Source organism: Kosakonia pseudosacchari, assembly GCF_900184035.1.
In the GTDB taxonomy this organism is placed as follows: domain Bacteria; phylum Pseudomonadota; class Gammaproteobacteria; order Enterobacterales; family Enterobacteriaceae; genus Kosakonia; species Kosakonia pseudosacchari.
The window spans coordinates 280,861-303,929 of record NZ_FXWP01000027.1 but is presented as its reverse complement, the minus strand read 5'-3'; the positions used below and the strand labels follow the sequence as shown (position 1 = coordinate 303,929).

Annotated in this window: 21 protein-coding genes and 1 pseudogene; 15 read left to right on the top strand and 7 right to left on the bottom strand. The window is 56.5% G+C overall.

All coding sequences use genetic code 11. The features are described from left to right. Nucleotides 1–44: 44 nt before the first annotated feature. The 3 genes from BN2591_RS24040 to BN2591_RS24030 all read right to left on the bottom strand — a co-directional run bounded on the left by BN2591_RS24040 (nucleotide 45) and on the right by BN2591_RS24030 (nucleotide 3,389). The gene (locus BN2591_RS24040; RefSeq protein WP_086874222.1) at nucleotides 45–1,079 is read right to left on the bottom strand and encodes a S66 family peptidase; all 1,035 of its coding nucleotides are present in this window, start codon (nucleotides 1,077–1,079) and stop codon (nucleotides 45–47) included. 124 nt (nucleotides 1,080–1,203) lie between these two features. Then, nucleotides 1,204–1,551, bottom strand: coding sequence for an HNH nuclease YajD (yajD, locus tag BN2591_RS24035; protein ID WP_086874221.1), 348 nt, complete (start codon nucleotides 1,549–1,551; stop codon nucleotides 1,204–1,206). Nucleotides 1,552–1,733: 182 nt separating this feature from the next. Further along, nucleotides 1,734–3,389, bottom strand: coding sequence for a phosphoethanolamine transferase (locus tag BN2591_RS24030; protein WP_086874220.1), 1,656 nt, complete (start codon nucleotides 3,387–3,389; stop codon nucleotides 1,734–1,736). Between the two features lie 99 nt (nucleotides 3,390–3,488). Between BN2591_RS24030 and BN2591_RS24850 the strand changes: the two genes are divergently transcribed. The 3 genes from BN2591_RS24850 to BN2591_RS24010 all read left to right on the top strand — a co-directional run bounded on the left by BN2591_RS24850 (nucleotide 3,489) and on the right by BN2591_RS24010 (nucleotide 7,415). Continuing rightward, nucleotides 3,489–5,441, top strand: a complete 1,953-nt coding sequence (locus BN2591_RS24850; protein ID WP_244173060.1) for a response regulator — start codon at nucleotides 3,489–3,491, stop codon at nucleotides 5,439–5,441. 109 nt (nucleotides 5,442–5,550) lie between these two features. Beyond that, nucleotides 5,551–5,943 carry a diacylglycerol kinase gene (locus BN2591_RS24015; RefSeq protein WP_086874219.1) on the top strand — a complete coding sequence of 131 codons (393 nt, stop codon included), beginning with the start codon at nucleotides 5,551–5,553 and terminating at the stop codon, nucleotides 5,941–5,943. A gap of 260 nt (nucleotides 5,944–6,203) precedes the next feature. Further along, a complete protein-coding gene (locus tag BN2591_RS24010; protein WP_086874218.1) occupies nucleotides 6,204–7,415 on the top strand; it encodes an MFS transporter in 1,212 nt (403 codons plus the stop codon). 39 nt (nucleotides 7,416–7,454) lie between these two features. Here the strand turns inward: BN2591_RS24010 and BN2591_RS24005 are convergent, their stop codons facing one another. Beyond that, complete coding sequence (locus BN2591_RS24005) at nucleotides 7,455–8,252, bottom strand: helix-turn-helix domain-containing protein (RefSeq protein ID WP_086874217.1); 798 nt, start codon at nucleotides 8,250–8,252, stop codon at nucleotides 7,455–7,457. 211 nt (nucleotides 8,253–8,463) lie between these two features. On the opposite strand from BN2591_RS24005, the gene cfa reads away from it, so the two are divergent. The 12 genes from cfa to BN2591_RS23945 all read left to right on the top strand — a co-directional run bounded on the left by cfa (nucleotide 8,464) and on the right by BN2591_RS23945 (nucleotide 21,784). Further along, nucleotides 8,464–9,612 carry a cyclopropane fatty acyl phospholipid synthase gene (cfa, locus tag BN2591_RS24000; protein ID WP_086874216.1) on the top strand — a complete coding sequence of 383 codons (1,149 nt, stop codon included), beginning with the start codon at nucleotides 8,464–8,466 and terminating at the stop codon, nucleotides 9,610–9,612. Nucleotides 9,613–9,705: 93 nt separating this feature from the next. Next, nucleotides 9,706–10,425 carry a (Fe-S)-binding protein gene (locus tag BN2591_RS23995; RefSeq protein ID WP_086874215.1) on the top strand — a complete coding sequence of 240 codons (720 nt, stop codon included), beginning with the start codon at nucleotides 9,706–9,708 and terminating at the stop codon, nucleotides 10,423–10,425. 9 nt (nucleotides 10,426–10,434) lie between these two features. Beyond that, nucleotides 10,435–11,868, top strand: a complete 1,434-nt coding sequence (locus BN2591_RS23990) for a LutB/LldF family L-lactate oxidation iron-sulfur protein (RefSeq protein ID WP_086874214.1) — start codon at nucleotides 10,435–10,437, stop codon at nucleotides 11,866–11,868. Next, nucleotides 11,868–12,563: a LutC/YkgG family protein gene (locus tag BN2591_RS23985; protein ID WP_086874213.1), complete on the top strand. Its 696-nt coding sequence runs from the start codon at nucleotides 11,868–11,870 to the stop codon at nucleotides 12,561–12,563. Before BN2591_RS23990 ends, BN2591_RS23985 begins: the two co-directional genes overlap by 1 nt. A 110-nt stretch (nucleotides 12,564–12,673) precedes the next feature. Further along, complete coding sequence (locus BN2591_RS23980; protein ID WP_086874212.1) at nucleotides 12,674–13,039, top strand: helix-turn-helix transcriptional regulator; 366 nt, start codon at nucleotides 12,674–12,676, stop codon at nucleotides 13,037–13,039. A gap of 75 nt (nucleotides 13,040–13,114) precedes the next feature. Further along, nucleotides 13,115–13,903 carry a phosphotransferase family protein gene (locus BN2591_RS23975; protein WP_086874211.1) on the top strand — a complete coding sequence of 263 codons (789 nt, stop codon included), beginning with the start codon at nucleotides 13,115–13,117 and terminating at the stop codon, nucleotides 13,901–13,903. A gap of 92 nt (nucleotides 13,904–13,995) precedes the next feature. Continuing rightward, a complete protein-coding gene (gcvA, locus tag BN2591_RS23970; RefSeq protein ID WP_086874210.1) occupies nucleotides 13,996–14,901 on the top strand; it encodes a transcriptional regulator GcvA in 906 nt (301 codons plus the stop codon). Nucleotides 14,902–14,975: 74 nt separating this feature from the next. Continuing rightward, nucleotides 14,976–15,803, top strand: a complete 828-nt coding sequence (locus BN2591_RS23965; RefSeq protein ID WP_086874209.1) for a DMT family transporter — start codon at nucleotides 14,976–14,978, stop codon at nucleotides 15,801–15,803. A 20-nt stretch (nucleotides 15,804–15,823) separates the two neighbouring features. After that, nucleotides 15,824–16,714 (top strand): oxidoreductase, encoded by an 891-nt coding sequence (locus BN2591_RS23960; protein WP_086874208.1) that lies wholly within the window; start codon nucleotides 15,824–15,826, stop codon nucleotides 16,712–16,714. Nucleotides 16,715–16,864: 150 nt separating this feature from the next. Continuing rightward, nucleotides 16,865–19,258, top strand: a complete 2,394-nt coding sequence (locus BN2591_RS23955) for a phosphoketolase family protein (RefSeq protein WP_086874207.1) — start codon at nucleotides 16,865–16,867, stop codon at nucleotides 19,256–19,258. 153 nt (nucleotides 19,259–19,411) lie between these two features. Next, nucleotides 19,412–20,725: a cation:proton antiporter gene (locus BN2591_RS23950; protein WP_086874206.1), complete on the top strand. Its 1,314-nt coding sequence runs from the start codon at nucleotides 19,412–19,414 to the stop codon at nucleotides 20,723–20,725. 102 nt (nucleotides 20,726–20,827) lie between these two features. Further along, the gene (locus BN2591_RS23945; protein ID WP_086874205.1) at nucleotides 20,828–21,784 is read left to right on the top strand and encodes a quinone oxidoreductase family protein; all 957 of its coding nucleotides are present in this window, start codon (nucleotides 20,828–20,830) and stop codon (nucleotides 21,782–21,784) included. 1 nt (nucleotide 21,785) lies between these two features. On the opposite strand, the pseudogene BN2591_RS24845 reads toward BN2591_RS23945, so the two are convergent. From BN2591_RS24845 to BN2591_RS24605, 3 genes and pseudogenes are all read right to left on the bottom strand, one after another. Beyond that, nucleotides 21,786–22,007, bottom strand: a pseudogene (locus BN2591_RS24845) (alpha/beta hydrolase); the annotation flags it as partial. 338 nt (nucleotides 22,008–22,345) lie between these two features. Then, nucleotides 22,346–22,624 (bottom strand): biofilm development regulator YmgB/AriR family protein, encoded by a 279-nt coding sequence (locus BN2591_RS23935; RefSeq protein WP_170829933.1) that lies wholly within the window; start codon nucleotides 22,622–22,624, stop codon nucleotides 22,346–22,348. A 41-nt stretch (nucleotides 22,625–22,665) separates the two neighbouring features. Further along, nucleotides 22,666–22,974, bottom strand: a complete 309-nt coding sequence (locus BN2591_RS24605; RefSeq protein ID WP_162842167.1) for a hypothetical protein — start codon at nucleotides 22,972–22,974, stop codon at nucleotides 22,666–22,668. Between the last annotated feature and the right edge of the window lie 95 nt (nucleotides 22,975–23,069).

The following is a 23,069-nucleotide window of genomic DNA, read 5'->3' as shown; positions in this document are numbered from 1 at the left end:
TGCGGCGGGCACGGTTCGCGGCGCCGTCATAAACAGGTGGCGGCTTATTGCTTCTCTGACAACCAGGGTTCGACGATGGAAACCTTGTGATTGTCAAAATCAATACTGAGTGTCACACCAAGGGGCAGTGTCAGCATCGGATGCGTGTGGCAACAATCGAATCCATCAACGATCGGAACGTTTTCATCACCTAACACTTCCCGCAATACATCGTAAGGCGTGCGGCCGCTTCCCGCGTTATCGAATAATTCATGTTTGCCAAGAATAATCGCACGCACTTTTTTAAACACGCCGTTGAGTTTCAGCATTACGAATGAACGTTCAACCGTGGCTATGTCTTTTAGGCTATCTTCAATGAACAGAATGTCACCGGATCGGATTTCAGGCATCCATTCGCTCCCCCAGATCCCCGATAAGGTATTAAGGTTACCGCCAATAACGCGCCCTTTTTCTACCCCCTGCCCGATGAACCGGCAGTTATTCGCATACAGTGTTTTAGCCCGTACCGGCGCGGGATCATTCCAGTTAAGCCGTTCATCCGTCCATTTTTCCGGTAAAACATAGTCGTAGAAACCTTGATGCCCGGTGCAAAGTATTTCACTAAAAGCGCGATAGGTTTCATCAACCAGAGGCGGAAATTCACCAAAAGAAGCAACCAGCGCCGGGCCATAAAAGGTAATTAACCCCGTTTGCGCATAAATCCCCGCCAGTAACGCGGTGGTGTCTGAATAACCGATGATGATTTTAGGGTCTGCTTTCAGGGCGTCATAATCAATAAACGGTAGCAAGGCGTTACTGTTATTCCCCCCGATTGTCGACATCACACAGCGAATTTGCGGATCGCGAATCAGTTCGTTGAACTCCTGCGCTCGCTCCGCAATCGTGCCGGAGCGATAGAAATCAGACTTGCCGGTCAGCCGACCGGCTTTAAGATGAAACCCTTTCTCCTCCAGGAAGCGTTTTCCACGGCTAAACCGATGGGGTGCCGTGGTGGTTACCGGTGCGGATGAAGAGAAAAAACCGATGGTGTCTCCGACCTGAAGAGGCGGTGCCAGAAGAGGCTTGCTGACATTAATCATGGAGATCCTTATCTGAACTTGCGGGCAAAACCTGTTAAGCGCACGTATTTACAGCAACGCCTGACGACAGATTACCGACCTGCACAGCGCTGATTTTTGCCGGCAGAAGCAAACGTGGCTGGCACTATTTTTTCTTGTTCAGCAGCGATTTTAAATCGGCAAACGGGTTATAGGTTGCGGCGCCAACATCTTTCTGCGCGTCTTCGCCCGCCACCACGGTTGTTCCGTACTGATCGGCCTCCGTGTACTTCGAGTGTTCGTGGTCATGGCAAAACAGACACAACAACTCCCAGTTGCTGCCATCTTCGGGGTTATTGGTATGGTCGTGATCGATATGGTGAACCGTTAATTCGCGCAGATTGGAATAAACAAATTCGCGTGAACAGCGTCCACACACCCACGGATAAATTTTAAGTGCTTTCTCACGATAACCGCTTTCCAGCCGCGCGTAGTTTTTGGGGATCAAAGCCATTGCCAGTGCCACCTGTTACAAAAAGAGAGTTTTCTACTATATCCCAAAAAGAGCAGAAAGAGACGAACTGGCGTCACCCGCTGCGGTAAATGTGCTGGCAACACACCGCAGCGGGCCGGATTTTCCAACAACCAGACGAGCAGCCGTTCTACCTCTGTTAATCAACCGTGCTGGCAGCCGCGTTATTGACGCGGCATCGCGTTTCGACACCCGGCAAAGATATCCAGTCCGGGCTGATAAACGTGGCTTCGCACAGTAAACAGCCCGAGAATCGAGTGATAGAGATTGTCATGGCTATAGCGGGTGCTATCCGCATTGCTGCGCAGACAAGCGAGATTAAGTCCTGAATGCCGGGCAAACACGGGGGAAAGCCACATCACCAGCGGGACATGCGTTTGCTCATCGGGCGCAATCATGTAAGGCGTGCCGTGCAGGTACATCCCCCGCTCGCCCAACGACTCCCCGTGGTCGGAAACGTAAATCATCGCCACGTCGCGCTGTGCTGCATAGCCTTGCAACACCTTGATGGTTTTATTCAGCATCCGGTCGGTATAGACCAGCGTATTGTCGTACGTATTCATCAGCGCGTCGTTACTGCACTTCTCAATCTGATTGCTATCACAAGTAGGGCTGAACATTTTGGCCTCCGGCGGGTAACGTTCGAAGTAGGTTGGTCCATGGCTGCCAATCTGGTGCAGCACAATGAGTGCGTCCCCTGCCATGGCATCGATTCGCGTCGTGATCTGGTGCAACAGCACCTCGTCATAACAGGTGCCATCTTTATGGACGCAGAGGCCGGCAATGTTCTGCGCGGGCATATCATCGGTGGGCACGCGCTCGCAGATGCCTTTGCAACCGCCGTTGTTATTGTTACGCCAGAGAATATGGATGCCGGTGCGTTGCAAAATATCGAGCAGGTTCTCTTCCGTTGCGGCGCGCACGTCGTTGTACTGCGAACGCGTCATACGCGAAAACATGCACGGTAGCGAAATGGCCGTCGCCGTGCCACAGGATGAGACATGTTGAAAGCTGATGATGTCCTCGCGCTGCGACAGCATCGGGTTAGTCGGGCGCGCATACCCATTAAGCTGGAAGTTCTGCGCCCGTGCGGTTTCCCCGACCACAACAATCACCAGTTTTGGCCGCTCGCCCGCCGCCGTCCGCGTGGCATCTTCCGCCACCGTGCGCAACGGCTGCGATTTCACGCTGTACTTCCGTTTCAGGTAACCATTGGTATTGCGGACAATGTTAAACGGCAGCGCCTGGTCTTTTATCTGCATATTGTTGCGCAGCAGCGAAGCGTAATCCTTGTAGAACGCCAGCGTCACGGCGGCAAACAGCGTTAACGTCACCACCAGATGGCAGAGCCACCAGAACAGGTGTTGTAAGGGACGGCCGATTTTTTTGCCGGGCAGCGACACCATCGCCGCCGCAGGTAACACGCCTAAAAAAAGCAGGGTAAGCACCAGCGGAACAGAAAGATACGAAGTAAGTTCAGCCTGATTCGTTTCAAAGAAATTTTGCACCATACTGCGGTCGATAAGCACGTTGTAGCGCAGCATAAAATAGCTGCAACTGGCGCTGATAACGACCAGCGCCGCCAGCAGGGGCTTACGCAAGTACGGCAATATCATGACCGGTGTCAGCAACACATTAAAAAAGCAGAACAGGAAAACCGGCAGGCTGATAACAAACAGCAAATTGTGCAGACTGTTGATCTCATTTTTGGACCACAGCGTTTGCCACAGCGCAATGTTGCCAAAGGTGGTGAAGAACAGAGCGGCGACCCAGGTCAGTTGCACCGGGTTGAACCGAAACGACGACAGACGTTGAAACATGCGCAATTCTCAATGGGTTAGAAATGTGCGCAGTATCAACGCCCTGGTGTCAGGAAGTTGTTAAGGTAGCCGGCTCCTTTTTCACAATGCCGGTTTTCTATGACTCGCCTGCTCATTATCGAAGATAACCCTGAGTTGGTGGCTAACCTGTACGACTTCTTTGAGCCGCTGGGCTACGTGCTGGATGATGCGCGTGATGGTGCCACCGGCCTGCGTATGGCCACGCAGAATGACTACGATGCCATCCTGTTGGATCTGATGCTGCCGCGTCTGGATGGCATGACACTGTGCAGCAAACTTCGCCACGAATACCAGAACCCGGTGCCGGTGCTCATGCTGACCGCGCGCGACCCGGTAGATGACCGCGTGCAGGGCTTGGCGCTGGGCGCGGACGATTACCTGGTAAAACCTTTTTCCCTTAAAGAGCTGGACGCACGTATCCAGGCGCTGGTGCGCCGCGCTCAGGGGCGGCAGGTGCAAGGCACGCTAAGCTGGGAAGATCTGCTGGTGGATACCCGTGCGCCGCAGGCATGGCGGCAAGGCCAGACCATCAATTTGACGCCCACCACCCACAAATTGTTGCTGAGTCTGATGCGTGCCGCACCCGGCGTCGTCAAAAAGCAGGAGATGGAGTATCTGCTCTGGGGCGACGAACCGCCGGAAAGCGGCGCACTGCGCACCCATATTCATGACTTGCGCCAGCGGGTTGACAAAAACTTCACATCTGCACTGATAGAAACGGTTCATGGCATCGGTTTACGCCTGCACAAGCCCGGGGGGGGCTTGCGCAGAATAATCATCAGGGGCAGCGCATCCATTATGAAATCCCTTTACCAGCAGATGACGCTCAATACGCGCATTACCGTTTCGTTTGTGCTGCTGATGGTCGCCGTCATGGCGTTTGTGGTCGTGGCCGAGCAACTCGACTACGACGAACTCCGCGCCTGGGCGATGGCGGAAAGCCTGCGCGACGAAGCCCCCCGGCTTGAAGAGGCGATTGCCAGCGGCATCCTCCCCGCCATGCCGCAAGGTAGCCAGCTCTACAACGCGCAGACCGCGCCCGATACGCTGCGTCACTACACGCCAGGCTACCACCGGCTGAAAGCACCTGACGAACAGCACTTGCTGGTATTTACACGTCATAACCAGCGCTACTACCTGCTCCAGGATGGTCATCGTTACGCCTGGCTGGAGTGGATGATTGACGGTTTCGCGCCGCTTATCATGCTGTTGTGCGTGCTGGGCGCTTTCTGGATTGGTCGGTTAACATCGGCTCGCGTTACTGTTCCCATCACACGGCTGGCCAATGCCGTCGAGCGCAATCAAAAGCCGTTACCTTTCCAGGACGCGAGTGATGAAATCGGCGTGCTGGCGCGCGCGTTTGCCCGGCACAGCGATGAGCTGGAGCGTTTTCTCCAGCGTGAGCGCTGCTTTGTCGGCGATGCCAGTCATGAATTGCGCACACCGCTGGCGATCATTGGCGGTGCGGCAGAAACGATCGTGCACCAGTTACCTGCCGACAGCCATCTGGTACCTGGCGCGGAGCGGATCGTGCGCACCACCCAGGAGATGCAACGCCAGTTGACGTGCCTGTTGCTGCTTTCGCGCGATCCGCAAACCCTGCCCCGCAGCGAGGTTGCGCTTCGCCCTTTACTCGAAGAGTGCATCGCGCGCTGCCACCCCTGGCTGGCAAAAAAGCCCGTCGCACTGATACTTGACGCCGCGGAGCAGATCCACATACCGACCAATGCTGAGCTGGCGCGCAGCGTTTTCTGGAACCTGCTGCGCAATGCCTGCCAGTACACCGCAGAGGGCGAAATTCGTCTGGCGCTGCATGGCGTGACCCTGACCATTTCTGACACCGGCCCCGGCCTGCCGTCGAGTATCGATCCGCGCCATTTTCAGCGCTTTCACTCCGGCACGCAGCAAAATGGCGAAGGGCTCGGTTTATCGATTGTGCAACGCATCGTGGAGCATCTTGGCTGGCGTATGACGGTCGAAAGCTCAGATAAAGGGTGCCGTTTTACGCTGGATATGCAGCCCGCGCATTAGCCCGTCACGGCGATGTTTCGACAGGTTGCTGTTTCCGGTAAGGTTTTGACAATTTCCTGACATCTCTTTTTGCATACTGCGCAAGCCCATCATTTTTCAGGAGATGCATATGCAATCGTCAGGCCCCGGCGCGACCGGCAAATATTCCCATGGCAAAACCGGCATCGCGCGGATCTTCAGTACGCTGATTTATTCGCGCGACGGTTTTCTTACCGCCGTGTACGGCGAGGCGGCGTTCCGCCAGCTTCTTGTTTTACATAGTGTGCTGATGGTTAGCGCTTTGGTTGTCAACGTCAGTGGGGTTGAACGAGCGCTGCTGCTGGTCGTGTGCTTGATCAGCCTGCTAGTGGAGCTACTCAATTCTGCCATCGAAGCGGTGGTCGATCGTATTTCACTGGAACACCACCCGCTTTCTAAAAACGCAAAGGATATGGGCAGTGCAGCCCAGACCACGGCGCTGCTGATGGTCGCCGTGGTCTGGGGCGTGATTTTATTGGCATAGCCGTTAAACACTGTCTGCATCGTCAGCCACAGTGATGATGCAGACTTACCGCACTTTTGCCTTCGACCGCCATTTATCATTCCCTTCGCCTGCACGACAGAATGTTACAAATAGGTATCACACAATTGACGTGAAAGCCGATTATTATCCCTCCTCGCAGGTGCTCGCGAAGGCATCTGTTTTGTCTGCCATCCGCTGCAATTTCAGGATGCGGAAAACCGGGACTTCAGGAACGCAGCATGCACATAAAAAGGGGTTCTATGTCGTTACGCTCGCTACAGGCACTCTGTTTAGTGAACTTTTTCATGGCGGATGTCAGGGACGGTCTTGGCCCCTTTTTGGGGATCTTTCTCACTGAACATCACTGGAAAGCCGACAACATTGGCTGGATGATGACGGCCAGTGGTCTGGCGGGCCTGATGGCGACGCTGCCTTCCGGGCTGGTCGCTGACGCCACGCGGCATAAGCGAGGGCTCCTCGTCGCCTGCGGTTTGCTGATCACCGCCGCCACGCTGTTACTCTGGGCGTATCCGACGATTTTTGTTGTCGGTTTTTCACAGCTTGTCACCGGCATCGCCGCCGCTTTTATCGCGCCGCTGCTAATGGGTATTACGCTTGGCTTAACCGGCCCGTCAGGGTTTAACCAGCAGATGGGCAGAAACGAGGCGTTTAACCATGGCGGAAATATGAGCGCCGCGATACTGGCGGGCATTCTGGTGTGGTACTTCGGCACTGATGCCGTCTTTATTCTGATGACCGGCATGGCAATATGCGCAACGCTCGCGGTGTTTGCTGTTCGCAATAACGACATTGATAACCGCGCCGCGCGGGGTCTTCGTCACGACGACGATCCGGCGACAGCCCCCCGCCTGCTGGCGATTATCACTCACCCTGCCCTCATCGCGACTGGCGTGACGCTGATGCTGTTTCATCTGGCTAACGCTGCGCTGCTGCCAATGCTCAGTATGCGGGTAGCCTCCGCACCCGGCGGGGAAATGAGCGCCGGGGTGTATGCGGCGGCGACGGTCATTATTTCGCAGCTGGTGATGATTCCCGTCGCCTTATTCGCCGCCGCCAGGGCGGGGAGATATGGTTACCCGCTGCTGATCACGGCAGCGTTACTGGTTCTGCCGCTGCGCGCGGCGCTTGCCAGCCTCTCGGCCGGGCCGCTTTTTATGATCCCGGTTCAGATACTCGATGGCGTGGGCGCAGGGCTGCTGGGCGTGGCGGTACCCGGTTATATCGTTAAATTGCTGGAAGGCAGTGGGCATACCAACGCCGGGCAGAGCTTTATCATGTTGTTGCAGGGCATCGGCGCCGCATTCAGCCCCGCGATGGCGGGAACGATTGCAGCAAAGTATTCCTGGAGCGTGGCGTTTGCCGTACTTGGCGCCATAGCCTTGCTGGCCCTTCTGACCTGGTGGCTACGCCGCCTTTTTTCCGGCGATCGCAAAGCGCGGCAGTATGATTAAGGCCCGGCGGGCGTGCTGCTGAATAAGCGTGGTCTCAAATTAATAGCGCGTTGGCGGCACGCCGAACATGGCGCGAAACGCAAAGGTAAACGAGGCCGGGCTTGAATAACCCAGTTCAAGCGCCACCTGGGTAACGCTGCGTTTGTTTTTTAACATCACCACGGATTCCAGCAAGCGCACCCGTTTTTTCCATTCGCTGAACGCCACGCCAGTCTCCTTTTTGAAACGGCGCGAAAACGTGCGCACCGACATACCGCTACAGGAGGCCCACTGTTCAATGCTGTGCGCGTCACCGGGCGTTTTCTGGATCTGGCTGCAAACTCTTGTCAGCAACGGCGATACCGGCCAGGAGACCGATAATCCGGCATCGGGTAAGTGTCTGAGCAGGGAAATCAGCACCTGCACCAGCTGCGCGTCATCACCTGCATCCTCATACTTTTCCGGCACGTTTTGCGTGGCGTAGTGAATATACTCACGCACAAAATCACTCACCACCACCACCTTACTGCCGCTAAAGGGGATGGTGGCAAAATCGGCCTCCACATACAGGCTTTCCAGCAATACGTCGCTGACGGCAAGAAGACGGTGCGGCACACGAGCCGGGATCCAGACACCGTAGAGCACGGGCACCACCAGCGTCTTCCCTTCAATTTCCACCCGCATACTGCCCTCGCGCGCATAGAGAAACTCCGCGAAAGGATGCTCATGCATGTCCACGCCTGTATCGCCCCGTAAAGGGTAACTGCGAAAGTACACCGGGCGAGGCAAGGCCATCAGCACCGGCGCGGGCTGGCCGCTAATGGGCTGACGAGGCGGCAACACAAGCTTAGAGCACATAACAACCTGACCTCTATTCGATGAAGTTTGTCTTGATAGCACAGCGCAGGCAAAACGGGTTTCCTGAATAATGAACGGGTCATAACTCTGTTTCACCCGTTGTGAACAATTTACCAGCCAGCTGCCTGAGCGATAAGCCTTTTTCGCACTGACGGGCAGTGAATAACGGGGGAATTACCGGCTGAGCGCACGCTACGTTGAAGGAAAGATGATGGCTAACGAATGTACCGTCGAGGTGATCAGTAAACCCGGCCACTGGCTGCGGATCGTCCAGGAACTGCTGTCGCAGGCAGGCATCAGGATTAACGGCCCCGAACCCTGGGATATCCGCGTGCATGACACGCGTTTTTTTAAGCGCGTATTGCAGCAGGGTTCACTCGGGCTCGGTGAAAGTTATATGGAGGGCTGGTGGGATTGCAAACAGCTTGATGCGTTTTTTGACAAGCTGCTGCGCGCCAGGCTTGATGAGCAGCGCCCGGCGCGTTTCGCCGACCTGATGCGCATTGCCGCAGCGCGTCTCGTCAACCCGCAGTCCCGTCGCCGCGCCTGGCAAGTGGGCGAAGTGCATTATGATCTTGGTAACGATCTGTTTAGCCGCATGCTCGATCCCCATATGCAGTACTCCTGCGGTTACTGGAAAAACGCCGATGAACTCTGTGCCGCGCAGGAAGATAAGCTCGCGCTGATCTGTGAAAAACTGCAGCTTAAACCTGGCATGACGCTGCTGGATATTGGCTGCGGCTGGGGTGGTTTAGCGGAATATGCGGCGCGCCATTACGGTGTCAGTGTCGAAGGCATCACTATTTCGGCAGAGCAAAAAGCCTACGCCGAAAGCCACAGCGAAGGGCTGGATATTCGCATCCTGTTGCAGGATTACCGCGATCTGGATAAACGCTATGACCGCATCGTCTCCGTCGGCATGTTCGAACATGTCGGCCCGAAAAACTATGCAACCTATTTTAGCGCCGTGGATCGCTGCCTGAAGCCGGATGGTCTCTTTTTACTGCACTCCATCGGTTCGAATAAGAGCCTGCATAATGTCGATGCCTGGATCAATAAATACATTTTTCCTAATGGCTGCCTGCCCTCCTTAAAACAGATTGCTGAAGCCAGCGAACCCTATTTTGTTATTGAAGATGTGCATAATTTCGGCGCCGATTACGATAAAACATTAATGGCCTGGCATCGCCGTTTTAATCAGGCCTGGCCGCAAATAGCAGGCAATTACTCCACGCAATTTCACCGCATGTTCAATTATTACCTCACCGCCTGCGCGGGAGCGTTTCGCGCCAGAAATATCCAGCTCTGGCAAATCGTATTAAGCCGCGGCGTCACCGGCGGGCTGCGCGTGGCGCGCTAAAGAGACGATGAAACAGGCAAGCACACACGCCTCAACGCCTGCCTGAAATGAAAAATAACGTTATGCCGTTATCTTCGCTGGAAGCTAAATAATATGAACGTAAATTTCTTTGTTACCTGCATTGGGGACGCGCTTAAATCACGCATGGCGCGAAACAGTGTCCTGCTACTCGAACAGTTAGGCTGCCATGTTCAGTTTCCTGAAAAACAGGGCTGCTGCGGTCAGCCGGCAATTAATAGTGGCTACATTCGTGACGCCTTGCCGGGCATGAAAGCGCAGATTGCGGCGCTGGAAATCAACGACTACCCGATTATCTCGCCTGCCGGTTCCTGCATGAACGCGATTCGCCACTATGCCGACTGGCTGGTCGATGAACCTGAGTGGGCGATGCGCGCCGCAAAGGTGGCCAGCCGCATGGTTGATCTGACCTCCTTTATCGTTAACCAGCTTGGCGTAACCGACGTCGGCGCGCGCCTGCCAGGACGGGCGGTCTATCACCCCTCGTGCAGCCTGTTTCGCAAGCTCGGCGTGCGTGATGAACCGCTCATACTGCTGCGTGCGGTGCGCGATCTGGAAATTGTGCCGTTTAACGCCCAGGAAACCTGCTGCGGTTTTGGCGGTACGTTTTCGGTCAAAATGGCCGAAATTTCAGGCGAGATGGTGAAAGAAAAGGTCGCGCATATTATGCAAGCCAGACCGGATTACCTGATCGGCGCGGACGCCAGTTGCCTGCTGAATATTGGCGGGCGTTTACAGCGTGAAGGCCAGAATTTGCGCGTGCTGCATATCGCTGATGTGCTGATGAGCCGCTAAGGAAACACTATGTCGCTAAAAACCAGCAATATTCCTTTTTATGACCGGGTACAACAGCAAATTGACGATCCGGTGATGCGCCATGCGGTGGCGAATGCGCAGGATCGAATTGGCATTAATCGGCAGAAAATGGTCGATGAACTGGAAAACTGGCCCGACTGGCGTTCCCGCGCCGCTGAAATTCGCGCCCATGTTCTCGACAATCTGGATGCCTATCTTTACCAGTTAAGCGAAAAGGTCAGCGCGAATGGCGGTCACGTCTTTTTTGCCGATACGCGTGAAGATGCCACACGCTATATTTTGCAGGTTGCCCGGGAAAAACAGGCGCGCAAAATCGTTAAATCGAAGTCGATGGTGACCGAAGAGATTGGTATGAACGCCGCGCTCGAAGCGGCAGGCATGGAGGTGGTGGAAACGGATCTGGGCGAGTATATTCTGCAGCTCGCCAAAGATGCCCCCTCGCACGTGGTGGTTCCGGCCATTCATCGGGATCGCCATCAAATTCAGCAAGTGTTGCGCGAAAAGCTGGGTTATAACGGCCCCGAAACCCCGGAAGCCATGACGCGCTTTATTCGCCAGAAGATCCGCGAAGATTTCCTCAGCGCCGACATCGGCATCACCGGGTGCAACTTTGCGGTCGCGGAAACCGGCACGCTCAGCCTGGTGAGCAATGAAGGCAATGCCCGGCTGTGTACCACGGTGCCGAAAACGCATATTGCCGTGATGGGCATGGAGCGCGTGGTGCCGACCTTCGCGGAGCTGGATATCATCCTGACCATGCTGGCGCGCAACGCGGTTGGCGCCCGTCTGACGGGATATAACACCTGGCTTACCGGCGCGAAAGGCAGCATGGAAAGCGACGGGCCGGAATCGTTCCATTTGGTTATTGTCGACAATGGCCGCTCGCAGGTGCTGGGCTCGCCTTTCCAGGACATCCTGCGCTGCATACGCTGCGGCGCCTGCATGAATACCTGCCCCGCCTACCGTCATATTGGCGGACACGGTTACGGCTCGATTTATCCCGGCCCGGTAGGCGCTGTGCTCACGCCATTGCTCGGCGGCTATGACGATTTCAAAAACCTGCCCTATGCCTGCTCACTATGCACCGCCTGCGATGATGTCTGCCCGGTGCGCATTCCGCTGTCGTCACTGATCCTTGAGCACCGCCGCACGCTGGCGGAAAGCGGAAGAACACCCGCGATGGAAAGGCACACCGTACACCTGTTCAATTACGCCAACCGCCATCCACGGCTGTGGAAGGTAGGCATGGTCGCTGGCGCACGGGCAGCCCAACTGATGATCCGCAACGGCAAGATGCCCTTTACGATCTCAGCCATTGGCAAGTGGACGGAGGCCCGCGATCTGCCCGATGCCGATGGCGAGAGTTTCCGTAGCTGGTTTAAAAAACACCAAAAACAGCATAAAAACAGGGAGCAAGGCTGATGGAAAACCGCAATGCGTTTATGCAAAAAATTGCCGGACGGCTCGGTTGCGAACCGCGTCAAACACCGCAACCGCTGGAGTTTACCGGACACGCGCCGCTGACCAGCCGCTATGCCGGCCAGATCCAGCAGCACCCCTGCGACAGTTTTATCGAATATGCGACCACGGTGATGCAGGCCCACTGCGAAGTGGCTCCGCTGGCGAAAATTCCCCACCTTGCCGAACGGATCTGTAACCAGTACGGCGGCGGTCCGCTGCTGATTAGCGGCGACGCCCGGCTTGCGAATGTCGGCATTACCGCGCATTTGCAGAACGCGTTTCCAGCACATTGCTGGGACGCAGCGGGTGGAGAAGAGAATCTGCGTCGCGCAGCACAAGCCAGTATTGGTGTGGTCTACGCCGAGTATGGTCTGTGCGAAACCGGCGGTGTGGTGCTCTTTTCCTCCCCGTTCCAGGGGCGCGCTATCAGCCTGCTTCCCACCACAACGTTGTTCGTTATCTATAAGAGCAGATTGCTGTATGGCGTCACGCAACTGGCGCACGTTTTGCGCGAGCGGGTGCAGGAAGGCGCCCCCCTTCCCTCGTGTATCAATCTTATCGCCGGACCAAGTTCGACGGCCGATATTGAGCTGATAAAAGTCGTCGGCGTCCACGGGCCGCTTAATGCCGTCTACGTAATTATTGAAGATTGCTGATGCGGATAATCTGACATGCGCCCGCAAAGAGAGTGACGCGTGACGCTTTTGCGTTTGGGGAGGAAATAAAACGGCCTCCCCAACGCTGCGCATTAAAAGCAGGTACTGAAATGAGAAAAAAGTCATCGTTATATCTGATGAGCTTAACCATCCAGGATATTCTCCTGTGGATAGAGAGCAATATTGCCGAGCCTTTACCGCTTGGTGTGTTAGCGAAAAAATCCGGTTATTCGGCCTGGCATTTCCAGCGAGGCTTTAAACAAATCGCCGGGATGTCGCCAGGGGTGTATATCCGTTACCGGCGAATGGCGATGGCAAAAACCTTATTGCGCGAAACCCATCGCTCTATTACTGATATTGCGCTGCACCTGGGTTATCAGCAGCAATCAACATTCTGCCGCGCGTTTCGCGAGCACTATCAATTAACGCCAAGACAGTTTCGCCTGCATGCCCAGGAGCAGGCGACGCAGGAATAACCACGCCCTTTCAACCAGTGTCGCCGCCAATCCAGGCTACACTGAAACGCTCGCCCCGTGCGCACAGGAAAAGGGATGTCAGTTCAGGATTTATCAAAAATGGGCGCCGCAAACGTGGCGCTTTTTGCTGATGAGCAAGGCCAGCGCGTCATTGAAAAATATCCGGTCAGTGACGTCGAGTATGCTTTCTATCAACATGCGGCGCATCGGCTCAACGCGGCAAAGATTGCCTCGCCAAAGCTGCTATTCGCCGATCCTGCGCGGCGTCTACTCAGGCTTGAGTATATTCCCCACCCGGTTTCTCAGGATGCCGTGGCAGGTGATGAGACGTTAGCCATGCTGGCTCGCTTGCATCGCTTTCCGCCCGATGCGTCATGGCGCTATCACACGCATACATGGTCAGTTTCCGCACTGGAAAAATCGCTGTCGCTGCTGGCATTGCCGGAACAGGCTTCGCAACAACTGCGCCGTTTCCAGCAATCCAGCGAGGTGCTCTTTCGCCATGCGGGTTTACTTTCCGGCGACAGCAATGCGGGTAACTGGGGACGACGGGATAACGGCGAGCGGGTGCTTTTCGACTGGGAACGCTTTTCCACGGGAAGCCCGGCGATTGACCTCGCGCCGCTGATAAAAGGGATGGGCACAACCGACGCCTTTCAGGCGCTTGCCGAACGCTACTGCCCTCTTTCGGCGCATGCAACAGCGCGTGAACTCGGTCGGGAGATTGCTATCGCCAAAGCGTGGATTGTCACCGAAGTGGTCACGTTACTTGCTGCGCGGCAGAAAGCCGATCTTCCGCGCTATCTTAGCTGGTATCGGGAACATCTTCCCGGCTGGTTAGACAACACCGTTACCCTGCTCTGAATCGCGGCAGTTTATTGTTCCCTTCACGTAGCTTTCACCACGGTTTCGGCATAGGGTGTTATGAGCATTAGCTCATTAACAGGAACCGTATGATGCGTGATCTTCCCCCCACTGCGACGCTGCGCGCATTTGAAGTGGCAACCCGCCACACCACCTTTACCGCGGCGGCGGCCGAGCTGTGTATAACGCAAAGTGCCGTCAGCCACCAGTTGAAAAACCTGGAGGAAATCTGGGGATTGCCGCTGTTTCAGCGCGGAAAGACCCTCAGCCTGACGCCAGCCGGTGCCGCGCTCGCGCCGCTGGTGCGTGAATTTTTTAGCAAACTGGAAACCACGCTGGCGGATTTGCGTGAGCAAAAAGGCCGGGTGCGACTGCGCGTCAACACCACTTACTCTTTTGCGCTGAAATGGTTGCTCCCGCGCTTGCCGGGTCTGGCGCGCTTACACCCGGAAATTCTGGTGACGCTGGAGAGCACCGATCAGGCGATTAATTTCGCCAGCACCGATGCCGATGTGGCGATCCGCTTTGGTCACGGGAATTATCCGGCGCTGCACACGGAATTTATGTTCCGCGAGCAGCTTTTTCCGGTTGCCAGCCCGGCGCTTTTGCAGCGTTTTGGCACACCGGATGAACCGGCCGAACTGCTGCGCTACCCGCTGCTGACGCGCGATGGCGCCGATCTGGTTCCAAAATGGGATGCCTGGTTTAAGCAGGTTGGCGTTAATACCGACGTGCTGCACGAAAACGTGCGTTTCGCCGATACCAATATGACCATTGAAGCCGCGTTACTGGGCCAGGGCATTGCGCTGGCGCGCAGTGGGCACGTTGAAAAAGAGATTGCCGATGGCTCACTGGTGCGGCTTTTTGACCTGCCTTTTCCGTCGCCCGCCGCCTACTATTTTGTCTGCCCGCAGGGGATCGAAACACAACCGCACATTGTGACATTCCGCAGCTGGCTGTTAGCAGAGTCACAGCAGGCGCAGCTTAGCTATCGCTAAGCATGAGTATTTACTCATGCCGGTGTGATGACACTTCACTTTTCATCCAGGCGTGGGCTGATTAGCATCGATACATGCCCACTTACCTTGTTTTGCTGACATTATTCGCCGCGCTGCTCCATGCCAGCTGGAATACGCTCTTACGCGGCGGCACGGATCGGTTGTGGTCGATGACCATCATGTGCGCGACGATAGCCCTCACCTGCATTGTCGTGGCGCCGTTTTTACCACTGCCGGCGTATGCCAGCTGGAAATATGCGCTGCTGTCAGCGGTGCTGCATGTCGGCTATAACCTGTGTCTGGTGCGCAGTTATCAGAGCGGCGATCTCGGCCAAACCTACCCGATTGCGCGCGGCTCTTCGCCGCTGATGGTGACCTCGGCGGCGGCACTGTTTGCCGGGGAAAAAATGGCCCTGAACGCGCTGGCTGGCATTGCGCTGATTTCAGGCGGTATTCTGCTGCTTGCCCTGCAACGCCGCCGACTGGCGCTACCGGGTCTGAAATATTCGCTGGCCACTGGCGCATTTATCGCCGCCTATAGCGTGGTGGATGGCATTGGCGTGCGCATTGCGGGTAATGCCATCGCCTATACCGTGTGGATGAGCGCGTTATGGGGCGCGCTGATGCCCGCGCTCTATATCGGGCTTCGCGACGCCAAAAGTTTACTGCGCTGGCGGCCAGGCGTAGTGCGGGCGGCCACCGGCGGGCTGGTTTCGCTGCTGGCTTACGGCATCATTATTTTTGCGATGGCGACCGCGCCAATGGGGGCTGTCTCCGCGCTGCGTGAAACCAGCGTCCTGTTTGCCGCGCTACTGGGTTATCTGTTCCTCGGCGAAACCTTAACGCTAAGAAAAGTGCTGGCGTGCACGGTAATTGCGACCGGCACGGTAATGATTGGTTAACCACATCAGGAGAACTCACCATGTCTGATTTTCCGACAATTGCGCTGCTTGGCCCGGGGGCTATCGGCACCACTATCGCGGCGGCACTGCATGAAGTGGGCCGCGCGCCCGTTTTGTGCGGGCGTACCGCGCACCAACAGTTAATTCTGCGCCACGATGAGGGGGAAATTGTGGTGCCCGGCCCGGTATTGAACGATCCGGCAGCACTGGACAAGCCGTTCGATCTGCTGTTTGTGGCGGTAAAAACCACCCAGGTCGCAGACAGTGCTGGTTGGCTGGCCAGCTTATGCGATGAGAACACCGTTGTATGCGCGCTGCAAAATGGCGTCGAGCAGAAAAGCCAGCTGGCGCCGCTGGTTAACGGCGCAACCGTGCTGCCGTCCGTCGTCTGGTTCCCGGCGCAGCGAGAGCCTGATGCCTCAGTCTGGTTGCGCGCCAGACCGCGCCTGACGCTGCCGGATGTGCCGCAGGCAGCACGGGTGGTGAAAGCGCTTCGCGACACACGCTGCACGGTGGAATTGTCAGCGGATTTTACCTCTATCGCCTGGCGCAAGCTGTTGCAAAATGCGGTCGCCGGTCTGATGGTGCTCGCCAATCGCCGCGCCGGCATGTTCTCGCGCGAGGATATCACCGCGCTGGCGCTGGCGTACCTGCGCGAATGTCTGACCGTGGCGCGGGCGGAAGGCGCCGTGCTCGACGATGACGTTGCCCGGGAGATTGTTGACGGTTTTCATCGTGCGCCGGCTGATTTGGGCACATCCATTCTCGCCGACCGCCAGGCGAACCGCCCGCTGGAGTGGGATATCCGTAACGGCGTGGTGCAGCGCTATGGCCGCAAACATGGCATTCCCACCCCCATCAGCGATGTGGTGGTTCCGCTGCTGGCCGCAGGCAGTGAAGGACCGGGTTGATCGTTCTGCTTTGCGTCCTCACGCCCGTGGCAGAGGGAGACTGAAGCTGTTCATTTCGTCGCCAGATAACACCGTGTGCCAGGCTTAAAGGGAAATTTGTTCGCCTGCAAAGGCAACGCCTGGTTTACCTTCTGACGACGCGAGGAAAGCATGACACCGATATCGTCTCTCTCTGACCACGAAATTCAGCTGCTTGATCGCTACTGGCGCGCGGCCAATTATCTCTCTGTCGGGCAAATCTACCTGATGGATAACCCGCTACTGCGCGAGCCGCTCAGGCCGGAGCATATCAAACCGCGCCTGCTCGGCCACTGGGGAACCACGCCGGGGCTGAATTTTATCTATGTGCATCTCAACCGCGCCATTCGCCAGCGCGATCTCGATATGATCTATATTTGCGGCCCGGGCCATGGCGGGCCCGGCATGGTGGCGAATACCTGGCTTGAGGGGAGCTACAGCGAAATCTACCCGCAGATAAGCCAGAACGCCGATGGCATGAAGAAGTTGTTCCGGCAATTCTCTTTCCCCGGCGGTATCCCCAGCCACGCTGCACCCGAAACGCCCGGTTCGATTAATGAAGGCGGCGAGCTGGGTTACTCACTCTCTCATGCCTTTGGCGCGGTGTTCGATAATCCGTCACTGATCGCCGCCTGCGTGATTGGCGATGGCGAGGCGGAAACCGGCCCGCTGGCCTCCAGCTGGCACGGCATTAAATTTCTCAACGCCGCCCGCGACGGCGCGGTGCTGCCGATCCTGCACCTGAACGGGTACAAAATTGCTAATCCCACGCTTCTCGGACGCACCAGCGATGATGATTTACAGCAGCTCTTTCGCGGCTACGGCTACGAACCGCTGTTTGTCAGCGGCCATGAACCGACGAGGATGCACCGCCTGATGGCACAAACGCTGGAACAGGCGCTGAACAGCATCCGTGACTATCAGCAACAGGCGCGCAGTGGCGAGGCGCAGACCACCGTGCCGCGCTGGCCCATGATCATTTTGCGCAGCCCCAAAGGCTGGACAGGCCCGCAGACTGTCGATGGCAAAAAAGTGGAGGATTTCTGGCGCGCGCACCAGGTGCCAGTCTCGTCATGTCGTGAAAACGATGAGCACCGGCAACTGCTGGAACAGTGGATGCGCAGCTATCAGCCAGACGATCTTTTTGATGCGTCGGGACAACTCAAAACAGAACTCCAGGTACTGGCTCCGGTCGGTGACAAACGCATGGGTGCGTCGCCGTGGGCCAACGGTGGGCGCTTACGCCGGGAACTGGTAACGCCAGATCTGCACCACTACGCCGTCGACGTGACCTCACCGGGCGAAACGCAGGCGGAATCCACTGCCGCGCTGGGCGCCTATCTGGCCGGGATTTTCGAGCACAATCGCGATAATTTCCGGCTGTTTGGTCCCGACGAAACGGCCTCAAACCGGTTGAGCAAAGTGTTCGACGTAACGAATCGCACCTGGCTGGAGCCGCTGAAACCCTATGATGAGCAACTGGCGCGCGATGGCCGGGTGATGGAGATCCTGAGCGAACATCAGTGCCAAGGCTGGCTGGAGGGCTATCTGCTGACCGGACGTCACGGGCTGTTTAACTGCTATGAGGCGTTTATTCATATTGTCGACTCGATGTTTAACCAACACGCGAAGTGGCTAAAAGTGACGCGCAACCTGCCCTGGCGCGCGCCGATCTCGTCGCTCAATTACCTGCTCTCGTCGCATGTCTGGCGCCAGGACCACAATGGTTACAGCCATCAGGATCCCGGTTTTATCGATCATGTCGCCAATAAAAAAGCGGATATTGTGCGCATTTACCTGCCGCCGGATGCCAACACCCTGCTGTGTGTCGCTGACCACTGTCTGAAAACCTGGGATCGCATTAACGTCATCGTGGCGGGGAAACAGCCTGCGCCTCAGTGGCTCAATCCCGACGAGGCGGCAAAACACTGCGCCGCGGGAATGGGGATTTGGTCCTGGGCCGGCAACGTGCAGCCTGATGAAACCCCGGATGTGGTGATGGCCTGCGCCGGCGATGTGCCGACCATGGAAACCCTCGCCGCGGTCGATCTGCTACGGAATTACCTGCCGGAACTGCGTGTTCAGGTGGTAAACGTCGTGGATTTAATGGCGCTGCAAACCCAGGATCAGCATCCGCATGGCCTGAGCGAAGAGGCCTCCGAGGCGATTTTTACTGCCGATAAACCGGTGATCTTTGCCTTTCACGGCTATCCGAGCCTGATTCACCGCCTCACGTATCAGCGCAACAACCACCGTCATTTTCACGTGCACGGCTTTATGGAAGAAGGCACCACCACCACGCCGTTTGATATGACCGTGCTCAATGAACTGGATCGTTTTCACCTGGCGCAGGAGGCGATTGTGCGCGTGCCGTCATTACAGGGCAAAGCGGATGACATTCTGGAGGAGCTGGCGCAAAAAATTGCCGCACACCATCGGTATGTACGCGAATATGGCGAAGATCTGCCTGAAGTGCAGAACTGGAAATGGCCATCACAGCAAGGCGAAAGCAACGCACCGGAGTAAACGGGCACCCAGCCCGCACGCGTCATGTCCCCTGCATTAAGCAGCAAACACGCCGTTCACGACACGCGGCGTGTTTGCGTTGGGAGCTCATTGCTGGCGCATCTTCTGGTAGCGGCTATACCTGTTAAGACGATGATTTTGCTCGGGAGCTGTATGGAATATCTGGCCTGGACCGCTGCGGCGGGTTGTTTACTGTTGTTTATGTCTCTCTCTTACGGCTGGATTAGCCGTGTCCCGGTGCCCATTTTTGGCCTCTATCTGCTGGTGGGCATCGCCTGCGGGCCGTGGATGCTGGGGCTGATTGGCATCGATATTGTTCGCCACGCCCCGCTCACCAGCCGGATAACCGAAATGGCGATGGCGGCATCGCTGTTTATCACCGGGCTCAAAATCCGCCTGCCGCTGACCTCGCCTTACTGGCGCATGGGCATTGTACTGGCGCTGCCCGCCATGCTGCTGACCATCGCCGGGATTATGCTCGCCGCCCATTTTATGGACAATCTGTCGTGGCCGTTATCGCTGGCGCTGGCGGCCATTCTCGCGCCTACCGATCCGGTGCTGGCAAGCCTGGTCGCCATCAACGACGCGCAGGATGATGACCGCCTTAGGATCGCGCTCTCCAGTGAAGCGGGTCTCAATGATGGCACCGCGCTGCCTTTTTTGATGCTGGCGCTGGTCTGGCAAAAAGCCGGCGGCGCAATTAGCGCCGATGAGTGGCTTCACTGGTTAAGTGTCGATCTGCTCTGGGCGCTGATTGGCGGGCTGGGTATCGGTTTTGTTCTCGGACGGTTAATTGGTCTGGTTGCCACGCGCTCACGCCACGCGCAGGGGGAAGTGGCACCCAGCGATTTTATTGCGTTAGCGCTGATTTGCCTGAGCTTTTCGCTGGCAATGATGCTCAGCGCGTCCGGTTTTCTCGCGGCGTTCGCCGCCGGTATTGGCCTGCGCAGCGCGGAGATGAGCGTCCAAAAACGCCACACCAGCGAGGAGGATCACGACCTGCCAGCCGAGATGCAGGTCAATCCGCATACCCGGCACGGGCTCGAAGAGCATAACCCGATCAAATCGGTGGGCCTGGTGGTGGGCGATGCACTCTCCTTTGGCGATACCGTTGAGCGGTTGCTCGCCGCCGGGCTGGTGATTGTGCTTGGTGTGACACTGTCACGCCACTGGGATGTCCACGCACTGCTCCTGGCATTCACCGTGTTTATCATCATTCGCCCTCTCGCCGTTTGGTTGCTGACATGGCGTTCGGGTGAATCCGTGCTGCATCGGTTAAGTCTTGGCTGGTTAGGTATTCGCGGGATCGGCAGTCTTAACTATATTGCCTATGCCTGGACGCATGGCCTGCAGAACGCGGGGGCGATTACCGATATCGCCATCACCATTGTAACGCTGAGTGTGCTGGTGCACGGTATTTCGGTCACGCCGTTACTCACTCTGCGGCGAAAACAGGAACAGCGCTGAATGTCGCTGCGAACACGCGAACGACCATACCTAAGCAGACGTAGCGTTGCTGCGCGCGTCGGTGCAGAAATGATCACCCTGACGTAAAAAAAGGAGGCAACGATGAAAGCCGCACGCTATTTTCAGCCGGGAAAACCCGAGGTTTTACGTTATACCGATGTCCCCGAACCGGTCTGTGGTCCTGATGATGTGCTGATCCGTGTAGAAGCCATTGCGCTTGAGGGCGGCGACGTGATTAATCGCGCCACAGCCTTCCCCGGTGCGCAAGGTGGCATTCCCGGTTATTCTGCTGCAGGCACAATTATTGAAGTCGGTAGGCAGGTGAAAGATCGCCACGCCGGACAACGTGTGGCCACGCTCGCGCTGTCGGGATCGCATGCCGAATACCGCGTTACGCCAGCGCAATGGTCATGGGTCATTCCCGACGGGCTGGATGTTGTTGCGGCATCTGCTATTCCGGTGAGTTTTGGTACAGCCGCCTGGGCGCTCTCTTCGCGCTTAAAGATCAAAGCGGGCGATAGCGTGCTTATTCAGGGCGGTGCGGGCGGCGTTGGGGTTGCCGCCATTCAGCTTGCGAAGGCGCAGGGCGCGCGCGTGTTCGCCACGCTTTCCGGTGATGCCCGCGTGAGCCACCTGACAAAACTCGGTCTTGATGTCGCGCTGGATTATCGCCAGCAGGATATTGTCGCTGAGGTTAAACGGCTAACAAACGCAGCCGGCGTGGACGGCGTCCTCGATCTGGTCGGTTCGACACTGGAACAATCGATCGCCTGCCTGCGTGAATGGGGAACCGTGGTACTGGCTGGTAACGCGGGGGGAAATGCCCACGCCGATCTGGCGGCATTACAGCAAGCCAATCAGACGATTAGCGGGCTATTCTGGGGACGCGAACTTGCCCACCAGCAGGCAAGGGATTCTGTCGACACGCTGCTGATGGATGCCAGGGATAAAAAATTCAGCGTGATCATCGACAGACAATTTTCCCTGCAGGATGTTGTGCAAGCCCACCGCTACGCAGAAGAAAACCGCGTGTTGGGGCGTATTATTCTGCGCCCCTGACGCGATTCTCGCTCGTCAGTGCGCCCGGTGCCGTGCCGTGCCCCGGCAAGCGGGGCATCACCACCACAAACCCCTGTTGCTGTCAGGCATGTGCCAGATAGCGCATGCTATAGGGCGAATCCGTCAGTCCGTGCAGCAATACCGCCACGCCGCGAATGTCGCCTTGCGGCAGCAATACTTGCGAGCGGTTCCAGTTGGGGTGAAAACCGGCAGGGTAAACGCGGCCAATGAAAAAACGATGCCGGGCACCAGCAGCCCAATGGCAAGCTTTCTGGCAGGTGGGATGAGTTTACAAGCTGACATTATTGCTCTTCGTCACCAGACGCGGCGATACCGTTACGAAAACGTGCTCAGAGGATAGTGGCATGTCTCAGATTGCGGCAAATCCCGTCGTCGGCAGGCAAACGTAAAAAAACCCTGGTGTGGCAGGTGTTGGCAAAAGGTGTTTTCAACAAGTGGAGCCAGTAGAAGCCAATAAAGGGAAGGCAAAAAACCGCTATTGGCCGATTATTGCCACCGTCTGGTTTCCCGGACGGTGGTAATAACCCCTCGTTCCTGAGGTCAGATATCATCCGTCGTATGGTGTACAACAATTTCCAGCGTATTGCGGATAATGTCGCTTCGTACCACATCATCCGTGCTTTCGATCATGCGGATCAGTTCAAGAATCAACGCCTTATGGGTTATACGTTCATCGGCTGCGACTATGCGTCTGATGGCGACACCAAGAATGGCTGATTCCTCTGCAAGCTTTTCACCACCGCTGCGAAAATATTCCATGAGCGAAAGATCAGGAAGATTTTCGTACCCATCAGAACTTTCAAGCATAGCCTGGCTCATTTCATTACCCCATGTTGAGTTCATTCTTATCAGCACTTAAGTCAGTGTTTTTTACTACTGCCCGGCTGCTTGTTGCCAAACAGTGGATAAATGTTATCCCTGCGATCCTCATTCCATTCCATGCCTACCGCGTCTTCGCCACGCCGCATTTCGCCGAAGGTGTTATTGCTGATTTCGGCAATAATACGCCCCAGCACCTTGCGCCGCTGGCTGTCTGGTTCACTGCTCTCCATCGAACGCAACCGGGCTATCAGAGCCTGAGTGCTGATAGGAGAGTTATCTTTAAGGAGGGACAACACGGCCACTCCAATAAGTTCATCTGTCAGTTGCTCTATTTCACTACTGTTCATAACTGCATCTCGGGTTGCCGCCGGTTGCCGAAGTGCAATTGCGGCATGAAGCCAATTCTCACGTGGTAGCGTTCTGCCACAGCTGATGGCGCCCC

Bases quoted from the DNA above. Each gene is read 5' to 3' on its own strand.
- BN2591_RS24040 (WP_086874222.1), bottom strand. From the start codon at position 1,079: ATGATTAATGTCAGCAAGCCTCTTCTGGCACCGCCTCTTCAGGTCGGA.
- yajD (WP_086874221.1), bottom strand. From the start codon at position 1,551: ATGGCTTTGATCCCCAAAAACTACGCGCGGCTGGAAAGCGGTTATCGT.
- BN2591_RS24030 (WP_086874220.1), bottom strand. From the start codon at position 3,389: ATGTTTCAACGTCTGTCGTCGTTTCGGTTCAACCCGGTGCAACTGACC.
- BN2591_RS24850 (WP_244173060.1), top strand. From the start codon at position 3,489: ATGACTCGCCTGCTCATTATCGAAGATAACCCTGAGTTGGTGGCTAAC.
- BN2591_RS24015 (WP_086874219.1), top strand. From the start codon at position 5,551: ATGCAATCGTCAGGCCCCGGCGCGACCGGCAAATATTCCCATGGCAAA.
- BN2591_RS24010 (WP_086874218.1), top strand. From the start codon at position 6,204: ATGTCGTTACGCTCGCTACAGGCACTCTGTTTAGTGAACTTTTTCATG.
- BN2591_RS24005 (WP_086874217.1), bottom strand. From the start codon at position 8,252: ATGTGCTCTAAGCTTGTGTTGCCGCCTCGTCAGCCCATTAGCGGCCAG.
- cfa (WP_086874216.1), top strand. From the start codon at position 8,464: ATGGCTAACGAATGTACCGTCGAGGTGATCAGTAAACCCGGCCACTGG.
- BN2591_RS23995 (WP_086874215.1), top strand. From the start codon at position 9,706: ATGAACGTAAATTTCTTTGTTACCTGCATTGGGGACGCGCTTAAATCA.
- BN2591_RS23990 (WP_086874214.1), top strand. From the start codon at position 10,435: ATGTCGCTAAAAACCAGCAATATTCCTTTTTATGACCGGGTACAACAG.
- BN2591_RS23985 (WP_086874213.1), top strand. From the start codon at position 11,868: ATGGAAAACCGCAATGCGTTTATGCAAAAAATTGCCGGACGGCTCGGT.
- BN2591_RS23980 (WP_086874212.1), top strand. From the start codon at position 12,674: ATGAGAAAAAAGTCATCGTTATATCTGATGAGCTTAACCATCCAGGAT.
- BN2591_RS23975 (WP_086874211.1), top strand. From the start codon at position 13,115: ATGTCAGTTCAGGATTTATCAAAAATGGGCGCCGCAAACGTGGCGCTT.
- gcvA (WP_086874210.1), top strand. From the start codon at position 13,996: ATGCGTGATCTTCCCCCCACTGCGACGCTGCGCGCATTTGAAGTGGCA.
- BN2591_RS23965 (WP_086874209.1), top strand. From the start codon at position 14,976: ATGCCCACTTACCTTGTTTTGCTGACATTATTCGCCGCGCTGCTCCAT.
- BN2591_RS23960 (WP_086874208.1), top strand. From the start codon at position 15,824: ATGTCTGATTTTCCGACAATTGCGCTGCTTGGCCCGGGGGCTATCGGC.
- BN2591_RS23955 (WP_086874207.1), top strand. From the start codon at position 16,865: ATGACACCGATATCGTCTCTCTCTGACCACGAAATTCAGCTGCTTGAT.
- BN2591_RS23950 (WP_086874206.1), top strand. From the start codon at position 19,412: ATGGAATATCTGGCCTGGACCGCTGCGGCGGGTTGTTTACTGTTGTTT.
- BN2591_RS23945 (WP_086874205.1), top strand. From the start codon at position 20,828: ATGAAAGCCGCACGCTATTTTCAGCCGGGAAAACCCGAGGTTTTACGT.
- BN2591_RS23935 (WP_170829933.1), bottom strand. From the start codon at position 22,624: ATGAGCCAGGCTATGCTTGAAAGTTCTGATGGGTACGAAAATCTTCCT.
- BN2591_RS24605 (WP_162842167.1), bottom strand. From the start codon at position 22,974: ATGAACAGTAGTGAAATAGAGCAACTGACAGATGAACTTATTGGAGTG.